Here is a 17,215-nt window from a genome sequence, read left to right on the forward strand (position 1 = left end):
GGGGTGACAATAAATATGACAGATGCTCCGACAAGTGATCCGCTGAGGGTAGCGGAGAGTGAATTTCCTGAGATCCGCAATGAAAGGCGGGGGCTGGTTGAATTATGGAAAGCGATTATTCCGTTGACGACGATCGCCAGCGCGATGAATACCGGAGCGCATCCGGATGACGAGCACAGCGCGATGCTGGCCTATCTTTCTTTGGGCAAAGGCGTGCATACATCCAGCGTGATCGCAACGCGCGGCGAAGGAGGCCAAAACGAGATCGGCAGCGAATTGGGCCATGCGCTCGGCATCATCCGCACGCGGGAATTGGAGGAAGCCTCCCGCTTGAATCATATTACGTTGCGCATATTGAGCGAAGAGCTGGACGATCCGATCACCGACTTTGGCTTTTCCAAATGCGAACGGGAAACGCTGAACAAATGGGGCGAATCGGTATGTTATGAACGGCTGATTCGGCAAATCCGCCTGTTGCGGCCTGACGTGGTCATCCCGTGCTTTCGCAATGAGCGAACCACACACGGCCATCACCGCGCGATCACCATTTTGACGCTTCGCGCGTATCAGGAGGCGGCCGATCCTGCCGTCTTTCCGGAACATGCGGCGAGCGGACTGCAGCCTTGGCAAATCAAAAAATTGTATGTGCCGGGGACAAAAGAAGACTATCAGGTTGCCGTACCGATCGGCGAATACAGTTCCATTTATGGCGCCACTTATCGGCAGCTTGGCGAGCAGTCGCGTTTTTTGCATCGGAGCCAGGGGATGGGAGTTCACTATGAGGAAGGTGCGGCCTTTTATTATTACAAACGAGAAGCGGCCCAGGTGCCAGCGCAACAGCGGGAACCCGATTTTTTCGCCGGGCTTGCCTATACGTTTGCCGATTTGGCGGATGAGTTGAGCGCGCAGCAAGCGGCGCTGAAACAAAAATTGCGAAGTTTGCAGGCAAAAAGCGCCGAGGTGATCGCCGCTTTTCCGGATTTTCAACAGGTAGCGATCCGCGTTCATCAAATGTTAGGATTGGTCGAGGAAACGATCGCTGCCACTGCTTTGGCGAACGTGCCCGCCGCCGTGAAAACCGATTTGTTGCATCGCCTGCGAGTGAAAAAAGTGCAATTGCAACGAGCCAGCTGCCAAGCAGTCTGCCTGGTGCCACGCCTAAAAGCAAACACAGACGTCGTCATTCCCGGGCAAAAAACGGAAGTGACGCTTTCGCTCTATAACGGAGGGCAGGCCGTGTTGAAAAATATCGAGGTAAAGCTGCTCGTACCTGACGGTTGGCAAAGCAAACCGGCTGATTCTACTTGCTTGGCTGAACTGGACTGTCACAGCAAAGCAACGGTTCGCTATGAACTGTTCGTCCCTGCGGATGCCGAGCCGTTTCATCCGCTAAAGCCCGATGTCCTGCAAGCGGTCGTCCGCTATCAGCTAGGCGAGACCGTTTCAGCCCTGCGCTTGTTTCCGGAGCGCTATTTGGCCGTTTTGCCACCGTATTCAATTGCTTTGAGTCCTCAGGCAACCGTATGGAACACCAGTCAGCAACAAACGGTGATCCCGGTGAAAACAACGGTGAGAAACTATCGCAGTCAGCCTTCCCAAGCGGTCGTTTCATTGGACTTGCCGCCGGGATGGCAGGCGCGGCCGGAAACAGCCTCGTTCGCCTTTTCCTTTCGCGGTGAGACGCAAACGGTATCGTTTTTAGTATCGCCAGACGAGCATGCGGAGAGCGGACATTATCGCTTAAAGGCCAAGGTAGAGAGCGAAGGATTTGCGAGCAAACGGGACGTGCAAGTGATCGAATACGAGCATATTGGCCGAACGTACTATATTCGCAAGGCTGAGCTCGGGGTGCAAGCGTTTGATCTGCAACTGCCGGAGCGGCTGCGGGTCGGCTACGTCTCCAGCGGGTTTGACAATATCGACAGCTGTTTGCGGGAACTGGGCGTGAACATCGTCAACCTCGATGCGAGAGAGATTGAGTGCGGAGATTTAAGCAGGTACGATACAATCGTGCTGGGGATTCGCGCCTACGCCTTTCGCCCGGAACTGATTCGCAGCAATCCCCGATTGTTGCGGTTCGTGGAAAATGGCGGCAATCTGGTCGTGCAATACCACAAGCCGGGCGACGGCTGGAAACCGGAGCTTGCCCCTTATCCGATCACATTGGGGGACTCGCTGATCGACTGGCGCGTGACCAATGAAAATTCACGGGTGACGGTATTGGCGCCGGAGCATCCGATTTTTAACTGGCCAAACCGGATCGGCGAGGAAGATTGGGCCAACTGGGTTCAGGAGCGCTCGATCTATAATCCGGCGCAGTGGAGCGAACGGTATACGGAATTGATCAGTACCGGTGACGACGGGGAGCCGGAGTTTCGCGGAATCTTTTTGACTGCCCCTTACGGAAAAGGGGTCTACACATACAGTTCGCTGGCCTGGTTTCGGGAAATTCCTCAGCTGGTTCCGGGAGCGATCCGTCTGTTTGTCAATATGATCAGTTTGAAACAATAGCCGAATCGAATATGTGGAGAGAAGGTTGAACCTACATGGGCGTACAAGAAAAAATATTTGAGCGGGAGGGCTCGGTCTTTCCCGGGAAAACTTATGCAGAAGCGGTATTGGAACCCGCGTTTAACGAAGCGAAGCAACATTTGTTGGGTCCGATGATGGCCATCAATAAAGCCCACCTGATCATGCTGGCGGAGCAAAAACTGATTAGCAAGGAAGAAGCCAAGCAGATTGCCAAGGCGCTGTCCGAATTGGACTTGCGGGCCTTGCAGAGCGCTGCTTACACCGGTGAATATGAGGATTTGTTTTTTCAGGTAGAAAGTCAACTGCTGGGAAGAGCGGGCGATGTTGCCGGAAATCTCCATCTCGCCAGAAGCCGCAACGATATGGGAATTGCCATCTATCGCATGGTTCTGCGGCAAAAATTGCTGGTCGTCCTCGACTCCGCGCTGCGCTTGATGGAGCAGCTGCTGATCTTTGCCGAAGATCATCTGGAGACGGTGATGATCGGGTACACGCATACGCAGCAGGCTCAGCCTACCACGATGGCCCATTACACGATGGCGGTTGTCGATACGCTGACTCGTGACATCCGCCGGCTGCGGGAAGCTTATCATAACTGCAACCGAAGCAGCATGGGAGCCGCGGCGTTGACCACATCGGGTTTTTCCATCAGCAGGGAACAGATGCAGCAGCTGCTCGGATTTGATGAACTGATCGAAAATTCTTATGATGCGATTGGCGGAGCCGATTATATCGGGGAGGTGGCTACAGCCGTTCAGTTGGCAGCGATCAATCTCGGGCGAGTGGTGCAAGATTTGCTTTTATGGTGCACTCAGGAATTTGCCGTACTGAAGGTAGCCAATCCATATGTGCAGATCAGCTCGATCATGCCGCAAAAGCGCAATCCCGTTTCCCTGGAGCATATGCGTGCCTTGCTGTCCAGCTGTGTCGGCAATACGCAAACCGTGTTGACGATGGTTCACAATACGCCATTCGGCGATATTGTCGATACCGAGGATGACATGCAACCGTATGCCTGGCGAAGCCTGGAAATTATGGATCAGATGTATCGCCTGCTCGCCGCCGTGATCGGAACGGTCGAAGTGAACAAAGAGGTGCTGTTGCAGCGGGCCAAGGCAAGTTACGCAACCGTAACGGAATTGGCCGATACGCTGGTGCGAACCGATCATCTCTCTTTTCGCACTTCGCACCATATCGTCAGCGAGGTCGTCAAGCAGGCGACACGGCAAGGATTGGCCGCCAATCAAATCAGTCTGGAGCTGGTCAATCAGACGGCGCAGGCGATTATCGGCCACCCATTGTCGATCACGGCCGAGCAATTGGCGCAAGCGCTTGATCCCACGCATTTTATTGACATTCGGACGTTGCCCGGCGGACCGAGCCCGGTTGAGATGAAGCGGGTGATTGAAGATCGCAAGGGACTGCAGCAGGCACAGCGGAACTGGTTGCAGGCAGCCCGCAATAAATGGGAGCAGGCGAAACAACACCTCGATCAGGTAATATCCGGATGGAGTGAAAGAGAATGAGCTGCTTGTCTATTCCTCTGTTGGCTGTCGACGGCGGGGGGACGAAATGTCAGGCTGTGTTTGTCGATCAGGGGAAGCGGATTGTGGCAAGCGGTTTGGGCGGTTCCTGCAACTATCATGGGAGCGGCAGAGAAGCGGCCGCGGCGGAATTGTACAAAAGCATACTGGCGACGATTGAGGACTGGAAAAGGCGGCAGGGCTATGCTGTAAATGAGGCGGTCTGCTTGCGGATTGAGTGTGCCTTTATGGGACTTGCCGGTCTCGATACGAAGCATGACCGTCAAATTATTGAAGCAATGGTCAAGGAGGTCGTCGCCAAGCTTCCCGTACAGATTGATCAGCTTGTGGTGGAGAACGACGGGCTGGCCGCTTTGCTGGGAGCGACGCAAGGAAAGGCCGGAATCCTCGCCATCGCCGGTACGGGCTCGATCACGTTTGGCATTAATTCGCAGGGAGTTTCCGCGCGGGCAGGCGGCTGGGGGCATCGCGTCGGCGATGAAGGAAGCGGTTATTGGATCGGCAAACAGGCAATTACCGCGATATTGCAAGCAGCGGACGGACGCGCGCAGCCAACGGGACTGGATCAATATATCTTGCCGCATCTGGGATTGAACGATGTGGAGGAATTGTTTGACTGGGTATACAGTTCCCGCTATTCCATCGAACAAGTCGCGGAGCTTGCCCGTCTCGTCAGCCAGGCGGCTCTTTCGGGCGATGCCGTCGCCAAGCAATTGCTGTGCCGGGCAGGCGAACAATTGTTTTTCTGCTTGCGGGCGGTGATCGACCGGTTGGGCTTGCGGCAGGAGGACTATGTTTATTTCCTGCAAGGCGGCGTGTTGCAAAATGAACAACTGGTACGTGATATTGTCATGCAGCGAATAACCGGCTACTCCCCGAACGCAAGGGAAGGCTTGACCGAAAAGGAGCCCATAGCCGCGATCATTAACGCCGGTTTGAGTCGCCTGGAAAAAACAAACGGGCGGTCCGATCGTTGAAAAGGAGAACAGGCTGTCGTCACTCGGCAGCCTGTTGTCGTTTGGACAGACGGTCATGGTTTTTGCCGCAAATAGCTTTCGTCTTTCATAAACATGCGCCAAAAATAAATAAAGCCGGGGATCAAGATGGCAAAACCGACGATATAGCTGACAAACAAGGCGCGAAACGTACTGGGGTGGGTGAAGCCGGACTCAATCGTAACCTCCGGATAGACAATATAGGGAAGATGGGCGGCGCCGTAAGCGTAACTAGCCAGCAAATATTGCAAGATCGCGAAGAATACCGAAATCCGGGGCAGGTGAATTACTCGTCCGCGCTGCTGCGGCAAGAGCAGCACGATGTAACTGACAAAGAAACAGACGCCGGAAGCAAGCAATAGGGGAGCGTGCGCAAAGAGTCTTCGGTACAGCCAGTCTGCTTCCAGGTGCATCGTTTGCAAGGTAAGCACGGCCATCAATAATGTGACCGGCCCGACGATCAGGGCGTCCTTGCGATAGATCGCAAAGGCTTCCCTCTCCTTTGAAACAAAGCTGTAATCGGTCAACAGCAGGGAAGAGAGAAAGAGCGTGCTGGTGATCGCCAAGCCAATGTAGGACAGGACGTGAGGGCTGGTCAGCAATTTTGTAAGCAACAGCTGTTCGACACCTTGGAAGCGGGCGATGAAGCCGCCTTCCGTAATCGGCAGCACGCAGATCAGCAGCGCGGGGATCAGGATGCCGGTGATGCCGGAAACGACACTTAACAGTTTGTTATATTTTTGTACCAGATGCGAAAACACCATAAACGCGCTGCGAATTAACAGCAACAGCAAAACAATGCTGCCGGGGATCAACAAGACCGTTCCCAACGTATAGGTAGCGCCGGGGAAAAACGTAACAAGCGCCACGACGATGAGCACGACAAACACATTCGTTACTTCCCAGGATGGCGACAAATAGCGGTTGGCGATGTTGGTGGCTTTCGTTTTCTCGTGATTCAAGTAGACCATCGACCAAAATCCGGCGCCAAAATCAATGGAAGCCGCCACTGAATAAATGATTACAAACGCCCACAACAAAATACTGGCAATCAGCGTGTCCGTCAACAGAATCGGCTCCTTCTTTTCGGATTTATTTCACCGTTTCTTCTTTGCCGTCCAACGGGCGCAGGGGGTGGCGCTTGAAATAGCTGTAAAATACCAGCAAGGTAATCACCGCCAATGCCAGATAGACGAGCAAAAACAGAATGAAAAACAGACCCAATCCCTCTGAATGGGTGGCTGCTTCCGCCGTTTTCATCACGTGATAAATGACCCACGGTTGCCGGCCCGTACAAGCAAAAACCCAGCCAAATTCGATGCCGAGCAATGCTAATGGCCCCCCGCAAACAAAGATCCACATCGCCCAGCGCGGAAAGGTCTCTTTTTTGAGCAGCTTTTTCCAGGCAAAACCGACGAAGCCGACAAGCACCAGCAGGCTGCCAATGCCGACCATCCCGTTAAACAGCGTATGAATAAACAGCGGCGGCCACTCCTCTTCCGGAAAATCGTTTAAGCCGACAACCACCTCGTCAAAGCGGTTTGCCGCCAGAAAACTGAGCAACCAAGGAATTTCAATCGCATACTTGACTTCTTTCGTTTCCGGATCGGTGATACCGCCGATCGCCAGCGGAGCGTATGGTTGTGTTTCAAACAAGCCTTCCGCCGCCGCCAATTTTTCCGGCTGGTAGCGGTGCAAATACTGGGCGGACTCATGCCCGTTCAAGGCAGTCAGCAGGGAAAAGGTGCCACCGAGAATCAAGCCGAGCAGCAAAGCTTTCTGGTGGAAAAGATATTCCCGCCCTAAATGCTTGGCGCGCAGCATTTTAAACGCAGCGATGGTCGCAATCATAAACGCTCCGGTCATATAGGCGGAGACGGTTACATGGCCGGCCGTGACGAGAAAGCTGGGGTTAAAGAAAGCGGCCCAAGGATCTACATCCGTCACTTCGCCATTGGTTATCCGAAAGCCGGTCGGGGTTCCTTCAAAGGCATGGACATTGGTAATCAACACAGCGGAAGCCGTCGCCCCCAGCAGGACGAGAAAAACACTGATAATCCGCATGAAAGGAGAGAGGCGGTCGGCGGCATAGACGTAAATGGACATAAACAGCGCTTCCAGGAAAAACGCAAAAATTTCAATCTGAAACGGGAGGGAGATGACTTTGCCGACGATCTCCATAAATCCCGGCCATAACAACGAAAGCTGAACGCCAGCGATCGTGCCGGAAGGAATGGCGACTCCCAGCAAGATGGCTTGTCCTTTCGTCCATCGTTTGGCCATTAGCTCATAATCTTTGTCCTTGGTTCGCTGATACAGGATTTCAGCAGCCAGAATCATCAAAGGCAGCCCTACGCCCAGACTGGCAAAAATAATGTGAAAGCCCATCGTTAACCCAAACGTCGATCTGGCGATCAAGATATCGTCCAACGTTTTCTTCCTCCTCCGACAATAACTTCAGGGATAGACTTCCATATATTGTCTGATGTTATACCAAAAAGTTCCCATATTTATCGATAATTGATTTAACTGGTCAAACTTTCCTCAACACTTTACAATGAATGTATACAAAACGCGCATAGGAGTTTGGCTGTATGAACTTATTGCATCAATCTCATTTGCATCTGGTTTTGCTCGCTTATGTGGTGTCCACCGCCTCTGCTTATACGTCTATGAGCTTGACGGAACGTCTGCAGCTGACGAGACAAAAGTTCTGGTTGATTATGGCCGGGAGTTCATTGGGAATCGGCTTGTGGTCCATGCATTTTATCGCGATGTTGGCATACCGGCTGCCCAGTTACGAAAGCTACAGTATTTACATATCTCTCAGTTCCTTGGCAATCTCGGTATTCTCCACGGTCCTTGCCCTCGGATTAATCGGCAGTGAAAAGCTTACCGGAAAAAAAGTGTTCTTCGGCAGTCTGATTTTGGGCACTGGCGCCTGCGCCATGCATTTTGTCGGCGTGTTGGCCTTGCATCCTCACTTTTACATTCACTTTGATCCTCTTAGCATCATCTTGACAGAGATCATCGGACTTGCCGATGCCTTGCTCGTTTTTGCGCTCACTTACTACTGGCGAAAAATCAGCCATAAGCTGATTGTTCGGGCTTGTTCCGCTTTGCTGATGGGCGGCGGCATGATTACACTCCACTATACCGGAATGGCGGGAACGACAATCGTGCCGATTTTGCCCAGCATGTCGTCCCAATATGACGTCAGCGAGCAATGGCTGGGTGTCGGCATTGCTTTCGTAACTTTGTTTATTTTCAGTCTGGCCGTGACCTCGATCTATATTAACCGGCGAATGGTCGCCAGTGAAAAAAGGTACCAGTCGCTGTTTGAGGAAAATCTGGATATGATCGGTCTGATTGATTTGGAGGGCCGAATTTTGCATGTGAATCGGGAGTTTCGCAACTTGTTGGGTTATCGTGATGAAGAGCTTGTCCAGGAAAAGCTCGGTATTTTTCTCGATGAACCCCCCGAACGGGTGGAGCAGCTCGCCGCGCAGATGATGATTGGAAACCCGCTGGAGACAGAATTGACCTTTCGCCACCGCTTGGGACATCGCGTCGATGTATTGCTGAAGACAATTCCGATGATGATCGATCATGAGTTGAGAGGGATTTACGTCGTCGGCAAGGATATGACCGAGTCCAAGCAAGTCAGAAACGCCTTGGTTCAGCTGTCCAGAGAGCATGAAGAAGAAAAGCTGCGGGTGGAACAGGAGCAGCGAAATCAGGAGTTAAAATTTCAGTCTGTGATTGATACCGCATTGGACGGGATTGTCGTGATGGACAGCCAGATGAAAATCCTTGTCTGGAACAAAGGTGCGGAACACATCTTTGGTTATTGCCAGGAGGAAGCGATCGGCAAAAGCATGGAGGTAATCATCGCGAAAAAATATTGGCAAAAGTGTGAAGCGGTGGTGAACCGATACTTGTTGAGCGGAAATGCCAGCTTGCGGGGAGAAATGATCGAATTGGAAGGAAGGCGCAAGGACGGTACGCAACTGCCGTTGGAAATCTCGCTTTCCATGTGGCGAGCGGATGAGCAAACTCTGTTTTCCGCATTCATCCGGGATGTAGCGGAACTGCGCAAAGCGCGGGAGATATTGGAACAGTCAGAAAAGCTGACCGCCGTTGGCCAATTGGCCGCTGGCATCGCCCACGAAATTCGCAACCCGCTAACGGCGATCAAAGGATTTTTGCAGTTAATGAAAGCGGATCTCAATGAAAATTACTATGAGATCATGTTTTCTGAGCTGAGCCGGATTGAATTGATTATCGGCGAGCTGTTGATGGTCAGCAAACCGCAAAAAACCGCCTATCTGCCCAATGATCTCATCGTCATCGTCAACCATGTGATTGCGCTGTTGAGCTCGCAGGCCAATATGCAAAACGTGACGATCACGCCGGTTTTTGAAGCGGAGCAAGCCTGGATACGATGCGACCAGAACCAGATCAAGCAAGTGTTGGTCAACATGATCAAAAATGCGATCGAAGCGATGCCAAAGGGCGGCGATATTTCCATTAAAGTCAAAACGGACAACGAAGTCCGCCTGGAAATCAGCGACCAGGGACAGGGGATACCGGAGGAGAAATTGGTCAGGTTGGGTCAGCCTTTCTACACGACCAAGGAAAAGGGAACCGGTTTGGGGCTTTTGGTCAGCTTCAACATCATTCGCAACCATCAAGGAAAAGTCAAGGTCAAGAGCAAGCTGAACGTGGGAACGACCTTTTCGATTTCTTTTCCCTTGATCGAACCGTCTGCGGACCAACGGGCCGACTCTTGACGAATCGACCGAAATGGCTTACAAGAAGGTAATGGGTCTGGAGGCTTTTACGGTCCGCTAACAGATGAACGAACAGGGAAAACAAGGGATCGTTGGCAAAGGATGATGGATCAAATGAAAATCGGATATCGAACGTTAAAAACAGCGATCGGGGCGGCCATCGCCATCTTGATCGCCGAACAGCTCGGATTGCGCTTCCCTTCTGCGGCAGGGGTAATCGCCATTTTATGCATCCAGGTTACGCGAAAGCGTTCCGTTTCGGCTGCGGTCAACCGCTTGCTTGCGTCATGGGTCGGATTGCTGCTCAGTTTTGTCTTCTTTAGTTTGCTCGGCTACCATCCCTTGACATTGATGCTGCTGTTGCTGGTTTTTTTGCCCGTGTTGGTCAAGTTCAAAATTACCGATGGCTTTGTTTCCAGCGTGGTTGTGCTGCTGCATATTTATTCGATGCGGCAGTTCACGCCAGGGATCGTGCTCAATGAAGTGTGCTTGATGCTGATCGGTGTGGGCGTCGCTTTGCTGATGAACTTGTATATGCCCAACATTGAAAAGGAACTTCAGGAATTGCAGAAAGAACTGGAGCAAAATTTCGCCAAAATCTTGCGCGAATTTGCCTTTTATTTGCGCCATGGCAGCAGCGATTGGGCCGGTCAGGAAATGATCGACACGGATCAGTTGCTGGAAAAGGCCATGCTGCAGGCTTCCCGCGATGAGGAGAACAAGCTGTTGAAGCCCAGCCCGGGCTACTATCAATACTTCTTTATGCGCTCCAAACAATTTGAGATTTTGCAACGGATGCTGCCGATCGTGTCCTCATTGAATCAACAGCTTCCCCAAGGTCAGCAGATTGCCGAATTTCTGGAAAAGCTGAGTGACCACGTTCATCCGGGAAACACGGCCTTTGTGTTCTTGCAGCAACTGCAAGAGATGCAAGAACAATTGAAACGGGATGAATTGCCCAAAACAAGAGAAGAGTTTGAGATCCGGGCGGCTTTGTTTTATTTGTTGTACGAAATGCAGCAATATTTGTTTATCAAACACAGCATGGGGAAAGCAAAGCAGGAAAAACAAGCCCAGGCTGGCTGCTGAAACGAACCGAGTTTGCCGCATGCAGACAAAAAAGGGCTGCGAATCTGGATTCGCAGCCTGGAAAATATTACTTCAAGATATAAATTTGCACATTTTGCATCCCGAATTTTTCGGCACTGGAAGGCAGAAAAATATCAACTTTGTTTCCTTTGATGCTTCCACCTACATCGGTTGCTTTGGCAATCAGTCCTTGGCCGGGCAACGCAGGAGCGTTGTAGCCGGTAATATAGACCTTCGTTCCCAATGGAATCACGTCAGGATCAACCGCAATGGTCCCGACTTTTAACGGATTGCCAAAATAATCGACGCCGCCCCAGCCGCCATTTTCAGCCGGATGGGCAGTATACGCCGTGGCAACTGCATTGAGCTTTTGCTTGTAAGCGAGTTTCTGACCGGTGCTTGTTGCAACCAAGGGTTGCTGCGCCGGTTTTTTGCTTGCCGTCGGGACAGCCGCTTTCTTGGTTGGTACGGCCGGTTTTGGTTCTTCCGTTTTCGCTTCCGGCGTGGTCGGCAAATGAATGACTTGTCCTACCTGCAAGTTAAGCGGATCAATTCCCTTATTGGCGGACAGGAGTGCGCTTAAGCCCAAAAACCGAGTTTGCGCAATTTTAAATAGTGTGTCATTATGCTTCACTTCATAACTTGCCGCTGCCGCAGGCTGAACGGCAGAGATCGCCAAATATCCTCCTGCAAGGATGGCTGCAAATCCCTTAGCGAGCCACTTGTTTTTCTTCAATTCATGTTCCCCCTTTACTGCCTACGAGGTTAGTTGTCGGATTCGGGTTGAGGAGTCAACCCTTCGCACGCTGGCGATTCACCCCAATCGCAGATGTCGATCTGCGAGCAAAAAAAGTCCCCCGCACTTCCCGAACAAGGGAAGTTTTGGCTTCGGTCATGTTATCACAGAATTTGCTTGAGGGTAAATCAGTAAATATTGGAAAACAAAAAAACGCTGTTTGGCAAACTGCTTATTTTCGGTATAATGCAAATACCGTAGTTGCAAATAAGCAGGCGTGATGGATGAGAAGCGGACAGTTTCGTAAAGGGGGAGATGGCCATCGATATAACGGGATTGACAAGTGAAATCGGAAAACTGTGCTTTGCTTTGCTGTTAGGCTTGATGATTGGACTGGACCGTGAATTGAAGCATAAGCCGTTGGGATTAAAGACCAGCATGGTGATCTCTGTGGCCAGCTGCCTGATTACCATCGTGTCCATTCAAGCAGTATCGAGATTTTCCGTACCTGGCTCAACCAACATGGATCCAATGCGTTTGGCGGCGCAAATCGTCAGCGGTGTCGGTTTTATTGGCGCGGGGGTAATCCTCAAGCGCGGCAACGACGTGATTTCGGGCTTAACGACCGCGGCCATGGTCTGGGCTGCATCAGGTCTGGGCATCGCTGCCGGAGCAGGTTATTATCTCGAAGCATTTATTGCCGATATTCTTATTATTGCCGCGATCAACCTGTTTCCACTGTTCATTAAATTGTTGGGACCCCAACGCTTGAGCGAGCGGGATTTCCATGTGAAAATATGGCTGAACAAAAATGACGAGATGACGGCGATCCTGGAGGAATTGCGTCAGGCCGGAATCCGTTTCAAACATGTGAAAATCAAAGATTTGCCGGACGGCATTCAACAGATTCAATTTATTGCCATCGCCCCGGAGAAACGGCGCACCACGGAAATTTACTATCTGATCAGCGGAATTCAATATGTTGTTTCCGTCGAAATTGAAACATTGTAAAAGGAATCGCACGACGGTTCCTTTTTTGTTTACAGTCATGCCATCATTGCTTGTTCCAAAATGTGCTATACTGAAACAGAACATCGACACAGATGAAGGAGTTGTTTGGAATGAGTGAAGCTTTGCATACTTTGGAAGGCTGGTACGCTTATCACGACTTTCGTAAAATAGACTGGAAAAAATGGAAAGCGGCGTCGGCTGACGAGCGCCAGGCTGCAACTGATGAGCTATTGCGTTTTCTGCAACAATGCGGCGCAAACGAGGAAGCAAAGGAAGGCAGTACCGCCATCTATACCATTTTGGGCCATAAAGCGGATGTTCTTTTCATGTACCTGCGGCCTACCACGCAGGAACTGGAAGAGTTGAAGACCGCCTTTAACAAGACGCGTTTTGCCGATTTCACCACGACGGATTACTCGTATGTTTCCGTAGTTGAGCTTAGCAACTATGTGAACAGCCCGGGGGAAGATCCGAAGCAAAATCCGCACATTCGTGAACGGCTGTATCCGATCTTGCCGAAATGGGAGCATATTTGCTTCTATCCGATGAACAAAAAACGCGACGGCAACGACAACTGGTATATGCTTTCAACGGAGCAACGCCGCGAGTTGATGTATTCCCACGGAATGATTGGCCGCAAGTATGCCGGAAAAGTCAAGCAGGTCATTACCGGTTCGCTCGGCTTTGATGACTGGGAATGGGGAGTCACGCTCTTTGCCAACGACCCGTTGCAGTTTAAATATATTGTTTATGAAATGAGATTTGATGAAGTAAGCGCCCGCTATGGCGAGTTTGGAACCTTCCTGTTCGGCAACATTCTTACCGAAGATAAATTAAAGAACATTCTGAGCGTATAATGCTTGGAGAAGCACTGCCGGGGGAGTCCTCGGCAGTTTTTTTATGGTTGGCTGCGAATAAAAACCTATTTTAGCCAATCTGCTTTGGTATAATCGAATTGCCTTTAAGCAAAGCCGGGGGAGGATTTATATGGACAGAAAACAAGTATTCACAGGTTCGCCTTGGGAAGAGAGCGTCGGTTATTGTCGTGCCATTCGTATTGGGGACAGAATTGAAGTGGCCGGAACGACGGCTATGAAAGACGGGGAAGTGATCGGCGTTGGCAACCCGTACGAGCAAACCAAATTTGTCTTGCAAACGATCGAGAAAGCTCTCAATGAACTGGGAGCGGATTTAACGCAAGTCATTCGAACCAGAATGTTCGTAACGGATATATCCAAATGGGAAGAAATCGGCAAGGCGCATGGCGAGTTTTTCAAGAAAATTCAGCCAGTTGCCACGATGGTTGAGGTAAAGGCGTTGATTGACCCGCGACTGCTTGTTGAAATTGAAGCCGAGGCGGTCGTCAAGTAACAAATCTGGGCAAAGATCAGTGCTTCGCAGTGTCGTTAGCGGTTCGCTTGTCGTTTGGCCAAGAGCTGGTTATGCTCACAGAGCTTCTTCCTTTATTTGCATATTTCCCGAAATGAGGGAAAAGCTACCAACTGGGTAAAGCATTTCCGAAGTCCTTTACACCAATATACGGACGGGAGAGCGCTTCTCAAATGGAAGAAGGAGGTTATCTTTGTGGATCAGCCAGACAAACATACCGGCACCAACGGGACGGCGGTTACCGGCGCAGGCGGCCCCGGTGATTCCAGAATGGGCGGTGACGAAAACGATGTAACTTTGACGACCAGACAGGGGCATCCGGAATCGTTCAACCAAAACATGCGGACAGTGGGCAATCGCGGCCCGGCCACTCTGGAAAACTATCATTTTCTGGAGAAAATAACGCATTTTGATCGCGAACGGATTCCCGAACGGGTCGTGCACGCGCGCGGCGCTGGGGCACACGGCTACTTTGAAGCATACGGCAAGGTAGGCGATGAACCGATCGCCAAATATACGCGAGCCAAATTGTTTCAGGAAAAGGGCAAACGAACACCGGTGTTTGTCCGGTTTTCAACGGTCACGCATGGAATTTCTTCTCCTGAGACGCTGCGTGATCCGCGAGGTTTTGCCGTTAAGTTTTATACGGAAGATGGCAACTGGGATCTGGTAGGCAACAATCTGAAAGTTTTCTTTATCCGGGATGCGATCAAATTTCCCGATTTGATTCACGCCTTCAAACCCGATCCGGTCACCAACATTCAGGATACGGCCCGCATCTTTGATTTTATCAGCAACACGCCGGAAGCGATGAATATGATCACCTATCTGTTTTCCCCTTGGGGAATTCCGGCCAACTATCGGCAGATGCAAGGTTCCGGCGTTAACACCTACAAATGGGTTAATGCGGAAGGGCAAGCGGTCCTGGTGAAGTACCATTGGGAGCCGAAGCAAGGAATCAAAAATCTGACCCAAAAAGAAGCGGAACAGATTCAGGCTGTCAACTTCAATCATGCTACCCAGGATCTGTATGAAGCGATTGAACGGGGCGATTACCCCGAATGGGAGCTTTGTGTGCAAATCATGAGCGATGGTCCCCATCCCGAGCTTGATTTTGACCCGCTGGACGATACCAAAATCTGGCCGGTTGACCAGTTCCCGTTTCTGCCGGTAGGAAAAATGGTCCTGAACAAAAATCCTGAAGATTATTTTGCCGAAGTGGAGCAGGCCGCGTTCGGTACGGGAGTGCTTGTAGACGGGCTTGACTTTTCCGATGACAAGATGCTCGTCGGCCGAACATTTTCCTATTCCGATACTCAGCGCTACCGGGTGGGCACCAACTATTTGCAATTGCCGATCAATGCGCCGAAAAAGCGGGTGGCGACCAACCTGCGCGGCGGCCAGATGGAATATTACGTCGACCGGGCCCCACGGCAAAATCCGCACGTCAACTATGAACCTTCCTCTTTGGGCGGGTTGCGGGAAGCGCCGCAATCGGGAAAAGAATATACGCCGTTCGTCGAAGGAAATCTGGTCCATGCCTCGATCGATCGGACCAACGATTTTAAACAGGCCGGCGAGCGTTACCGAATGTTTGAAGATTGGGAGCGGGATGATCTGATCCAAAATCTTGTCAACGGTTTGCGGCCGTGTCGAAAAGACATTCAGGAGAGAATGATTGAACTGTTTACCAAATGCGATCCGGATTACGGCCGGCGCGTTGCCGAAGGACTCCGGCAACAAAGCGGCGAAGGAGATGGAATCGGCGGTCCGCTGGGAGCTTCCGTATCGAGCGAAGCCGTGCGAAAAGCGGAGCAACTCGGACATTCAGCCGATCCTTATTAATCAACAACAACCACAAACAAGCCGACTCTCGCATAGAGGTCGGCTTGAGTTTTCTATCGGGTATGTGTGGCAAAATGGGCGTTTCCCAAGAGCAGGCGAGCGTGTTGATTGAATTTTTATGCATAGACTTTCATCATCATAACCATAGGCTTTTTTAATTTTTTCGCTTTTTGAAACTATGTTAAGGTTAGGAAGAGTAATGAACCCTGAGAGGAGTATACAACATGTTTCCATTCCGCGTCGTGAATCAGGCCGCTGTAGAACAAATTTTGGACATGTCCAACGTAATCGAAGTTGTTGAACAAGCATACAAATTAAAAGCAACAGACCAAGCGACCTTGTTTCCCCTCATTTTCCATGAATTTGAACAGGGGAAAGCAGATATGGATATTAAGTCGGGCCACCTGACAGGAGCCAACGTATTCGGCTTGAAGCTGGTTTCCTGGTTCGGCGAAAACAGCGCCAAGAACTTGCCGCAATTAATCGGCATGGTGATGGTGCTCGACAGCCGGACAGGCGTACCGCTGGGCATTCTCAGCGGGGAGCATATCACCTGCATGCGGACGGGAGCGGCCGGGGCGATCGGCGCCAAATATTTGGCCCGCAAAGATTCCAAACATCTGTTGATGATTGGCTCGGGTCATCAGGCGCCGTTCCAAATCATGGCTACTTTGATGGTGATGGAACAAATTGAAAAGGTGACGATTTACAATCCGCAGTCGCATGAGCGGGCGGTGGCGTTTGCCCAAAGCATTCAAAACACGCTGATCGATAAATTTGTAAGCAAATACAAGGGAGATCCGGCTCTTTACGCAAAGTGGGCCAAACGTTGCGAGATCACGTTTGCGGCTACCGACAACATCGAAGCGGCTGCGCGGGAGGCCGATGTTATCATTACCGCTACGCCATCTCGCAAGCCGTTGGTCAAACAGGAATGGATCAAGCCGGGAACGCACTTCAGCTGTATCGGTGCCGATATGGAAGGCAAGCAGGAAATTGATGAAAACTTGTTTGCCGGTGCACGTCTGTTCGTTGACGATGTGCAGCAGGCGGTAAATGTCGGCGAAACGGAACTGCCGATCAAGAAAGGCGTCATTACGCCGCAGGCGATCGTTGCAGAGATCGGCGATGTGTTGCTGGGCAAAGTGCCAGGACGGACCAGTGACAGCGACATTACGATTTTTGACAGCACAGGGATTGCCCTGCAAGATTTGCTGACTGCTACCCACATTTTACGGGAAGCGGAACAAAAAGGGTTAGGCAGCGTGGTAGACTTGTAAG

General features: G+C 51.2%; 13 protein-coding genes and 1 riboswitch. Of the genes, 10 read left to right on the forward strand and 3 right to left on the reverse strand.

Going from position 1 to position 17,215, the window contains the following annotated elements; all coding sequences use genetic code 11:
• Positions 1–15 precede the first annotated feature (15 nt).
• The 3 genes from JOD01_RS11275 to JOD01_RS11285 are packed head-to-tail and all read left to right on the forward strand — an operon-like array spanning position 16 to position 5,053.
• Positions 16–2,511, forward strand: coding sequence for a PIG-L family deacetylase (locus JOD01_RS11275; RefSeq protein WP_204518437.1), 2,496 nt, complete (start codon positions 16–18; stop codon positions 2,509–2,511).
• A 35-nt stretch (positions 2,512–2,546) separates the two neighbouring features.
• On the forward strand, positions 2,547–4,058 hold the full coding sequence (argH, locus tag JOD01_RS11280; protein WP_204518438.1) for an argininosuccinate lyase: 1,512 nt from the start codon (positions 2,547–2,549) through the stop codon (positions 4,056–4,058).
• A complete protein-coding gene (locus JOD01_RS11285; RefSeq protein ID WP_204518439.1) occupies positions 4,055–5,053 on the forward strand; it encodes an N-acetylglucosamine kinase in 999 nt (332 codons plus the stop codon). Before argH ends, JOD01_RS11285 begins: the two co-directional genes overlap by 4 nt.
• 53 nt (positions 5,054–5,106) lie before the next feature.
• Here JOD01_RS11285 and JOD01_RS11290 read toward each other — a convergent pair whose 3' ends face one another.
• Positions 5,107–6,138 (reverse strand): cytochrome d ubiquinol oxidase subunit II, encoded by a 1,032-nt coding sequence (locus JOD01_RS11290; RefSeq protein WP_204518440.1) that lies wholly within the window; start codon positions 6,136–6,138, stop codon positions 5,107–5,109.
• A gap of 25 nt (positions 6,139–6,163) precedes the next feature.
• Positions 6,164–7,501 (reverse strand): cytochrome ubiquinol oxidase subunit I, encoded by a 1,338-nt coding sequence (locus tag JOD01_RS11295; RefSeq protein WP_204518441.1) that lies wholly within the window; start codon positions 7,499–7,501, stop codon positions 6,164–6,166.
• A 164-nt stretch (positions 7,502–7,665) separates the two neighbouring features.
• Between JOD01_RS11295 and JOD01_RS11300 the strand changes: the two genes are divergently transcribed.
• Both JOD01_RS11300 and JOD01_RS11305 read left to right on the forward strand, forming a co-directional pair.
• Positions 7,666–9,864 carry a PAS domain S-box protein gene (locus JOD01_RS11300; protein WP_204518442.1) on the forward strand — a complete coding sequence of 733 codons (2,199 nt, stop codon included), beginning with the start codon at positions 7,666–7,668 and terminating at the stop codon, positions 9,862–9,864.
• Between the two features lie 114 nt (positions 9,865–9,978).
• A complete protein-coding gene (locus tag JOD01_RS11305) occupies positions 9,979–10,953 on the forward strand; it encodes an aromatic acid exporter family protein (RefSeq protein ID WP_204518443.1) in 975 nt (324 codons plus the stop codon).
• A gap of 67 nt (positions 10,954–11,020) precedes the next feature.
• Here the strand turns inward: JOD01_RS11305 and JOD01_RS11310 are convergent, their stop codons facing one another.
• Positions 11,021–11,689 (reverse strand): 3D domain-containing protein, encoded by a 669-nt coding sequence (locus JOD01_RS11310; protein WP_239565402.1) that lies wholly within the window; start codon positions 11,687–11,689, stop codon positions 11,021–11,023.
• Between the two features lie 3 nt (positions 11,690–11,692).
• A riboswitch (cyclic di-AMP (ydaO/yuaA leader) is annotated at positions 11,693–11,851 on the reverse strand.
• A 153-nt stretch (positions 11,852–12,004) separates the two neighbouring features.
• On the opposite strand from JOD01_RS11310, the gene JOD01_RS11315 reads away from it, so the two are divergent.
• The 5 genes from JOD01_RS11315 to JOD01_RS11335 all read left to right on the forward strand — a co-directional run bounded on the left by JOD01_RS11315 (position 12,005) and on the right by JOD01_RS11335 (position 17,214).
• A complete protein-coding gene (locus JOD01_RS11315; protein WP_420829083.1) occupies positions 12,005–12,700 on the forward strand; it encodes an MgtC/SapB family protein in 696 nt (231 codons plus the stop codon).
• A gap of 110 nt (positions 12,701–12,810) precedes the next feature.
• The gene (gene hemQ / locus JOD01_RS11320) at positions 12,811–13,557 is read left to right on the forward strand and encodes a hydrogen peroxide-dependent heme synthase (protein ID WP_204518444.1); all 747 of its coding nucleotides are present in this window, start codon (positions 12,811–12,813) and stop codon (positions 13,555–13,557) included.
• Positions 13,558–13,687: 130 nt separating this feature from the next.
• Positions 13,688–14,071: a RidA family protein gene (locus tag JOD01_RS11325; protein WP_204518445.1), complete on the forward strand. Its 384-nt coding sequence runs from the start codon at positions 13,688–13,690 to the stop codon at positions 14,069–14,071.
• Positions 14,072–14,359: 288 nt separating this feature from the next.
• Positions 14,360–15,934 (forward strand): catalase, encoded by a 1,575-nt coding sequence (locus JOD01_RS11330; RefSeq protein WP_204518581.1) that lies wholly within the window; start codon positions 14,360–14,362, stop codon positions 15,932–15,934.
• 224 nt (positions 15,935–16,158) lie between these two features.
• Positions 16,159–17,214 carry an ornithine cyclodeaminase family protein gene (locus tag JOD01_RS11335; protein ID WP_204518446.1) on the forward strand — a complete coding sequence of 352 codons (1,056 nt, stop codon included), beginning with the start codon at positions 16,159–16,161 and terminating at the stop codon, positions 17,212–17,214.
• The last annotated feature ends 1 nt before the right edge of the window (position 17,215 follow it).

The sequence above is a fragment of the Brevibacillus fulvus genome (assembly GCF_016908525.1).
GTDB lineage: Bacteria > Bacillota > Bacilli > Brevibacillales > Brevibacillaceae > Brevibacillus_G > Brevibacillus_G fulvus.

What these genes read in the sequence shown, in the direction of transcription:
- hemQ (WP_204518444.1), top strand. Translation starts at nt 12,811, where the DNA reads ATGAGTGAAGCTTTGCATACTTTGGAAGGCTGGTACGCTTATCACGAC.
- JOD01_RS11300 (WP_204518442.1), top strand. Translation starts at nt 7,666, where the DNA reads ATGAACTTATTGCATCAATCTCATTTGCATCTGGTTTTGCTCGCTTAT.
- JOD01_RS11305 (WP_204518443.1), top strand. Translation starts at nt 9,979, where the DNA reads ATGAAAATCGGATATCGAACGTTAAAAACAGCGATCGGGGCGGCCATC.
- JOD01_RS11325 (WP_204518445.1), top strand. Translation starts at nt 13,688, where the DNA reads ATGGACAGAAAACAAGTATTCACAGGTTCGCCTTGGGAAGAGAGCGTC.
- JOD01_RS11330 (WP_204518581.1), top strand. Translation starts at nt 14,360, where the DNA reads ATGGGCGGTGACGAAAACGATGTAACTTTGACGACCAGACAGGGGCAT.
- JOD01_RS11315 (WP_420829083.1), top strand. Translation starts at nt 12,005, where the DNA reads ATGGCCATCGATATAACGGGATTGACAAGTGAAATCGGAAAACTGTGC.
- JOD01_RS11335 (WP_204518446.1), top strand. Translation starts at nt 16,159, where the DNA reads ATGTTTCCATTCCGCGTCGTGAATCAGGCCGCTGTAGAACAAATTTTG.
- JOD01_RS11285 (WP_204518439.1), top strand. Translation starts at nt 4,055, where the DNA reads ATGAGCTGCTTGTCTATTCCTCTGTTGGCTGTCGACGGCGGGGGGACG.
- argH (WP_204518438.1), top strand. Translation starts at nt 2,547, where the DNA reads ATGGGCGTACAAGAAAAAATATTTGAGCGGGAGGGCTCGGTCTTTCCC.
- JOD01_RS11275 (WP_204518437.1), top strand. Translation starts at nt 16, where the DNA reads ATGACAGATGCTCCGACAAGTGATCCGCTGAGGGTAGCGGAGAGTGAA.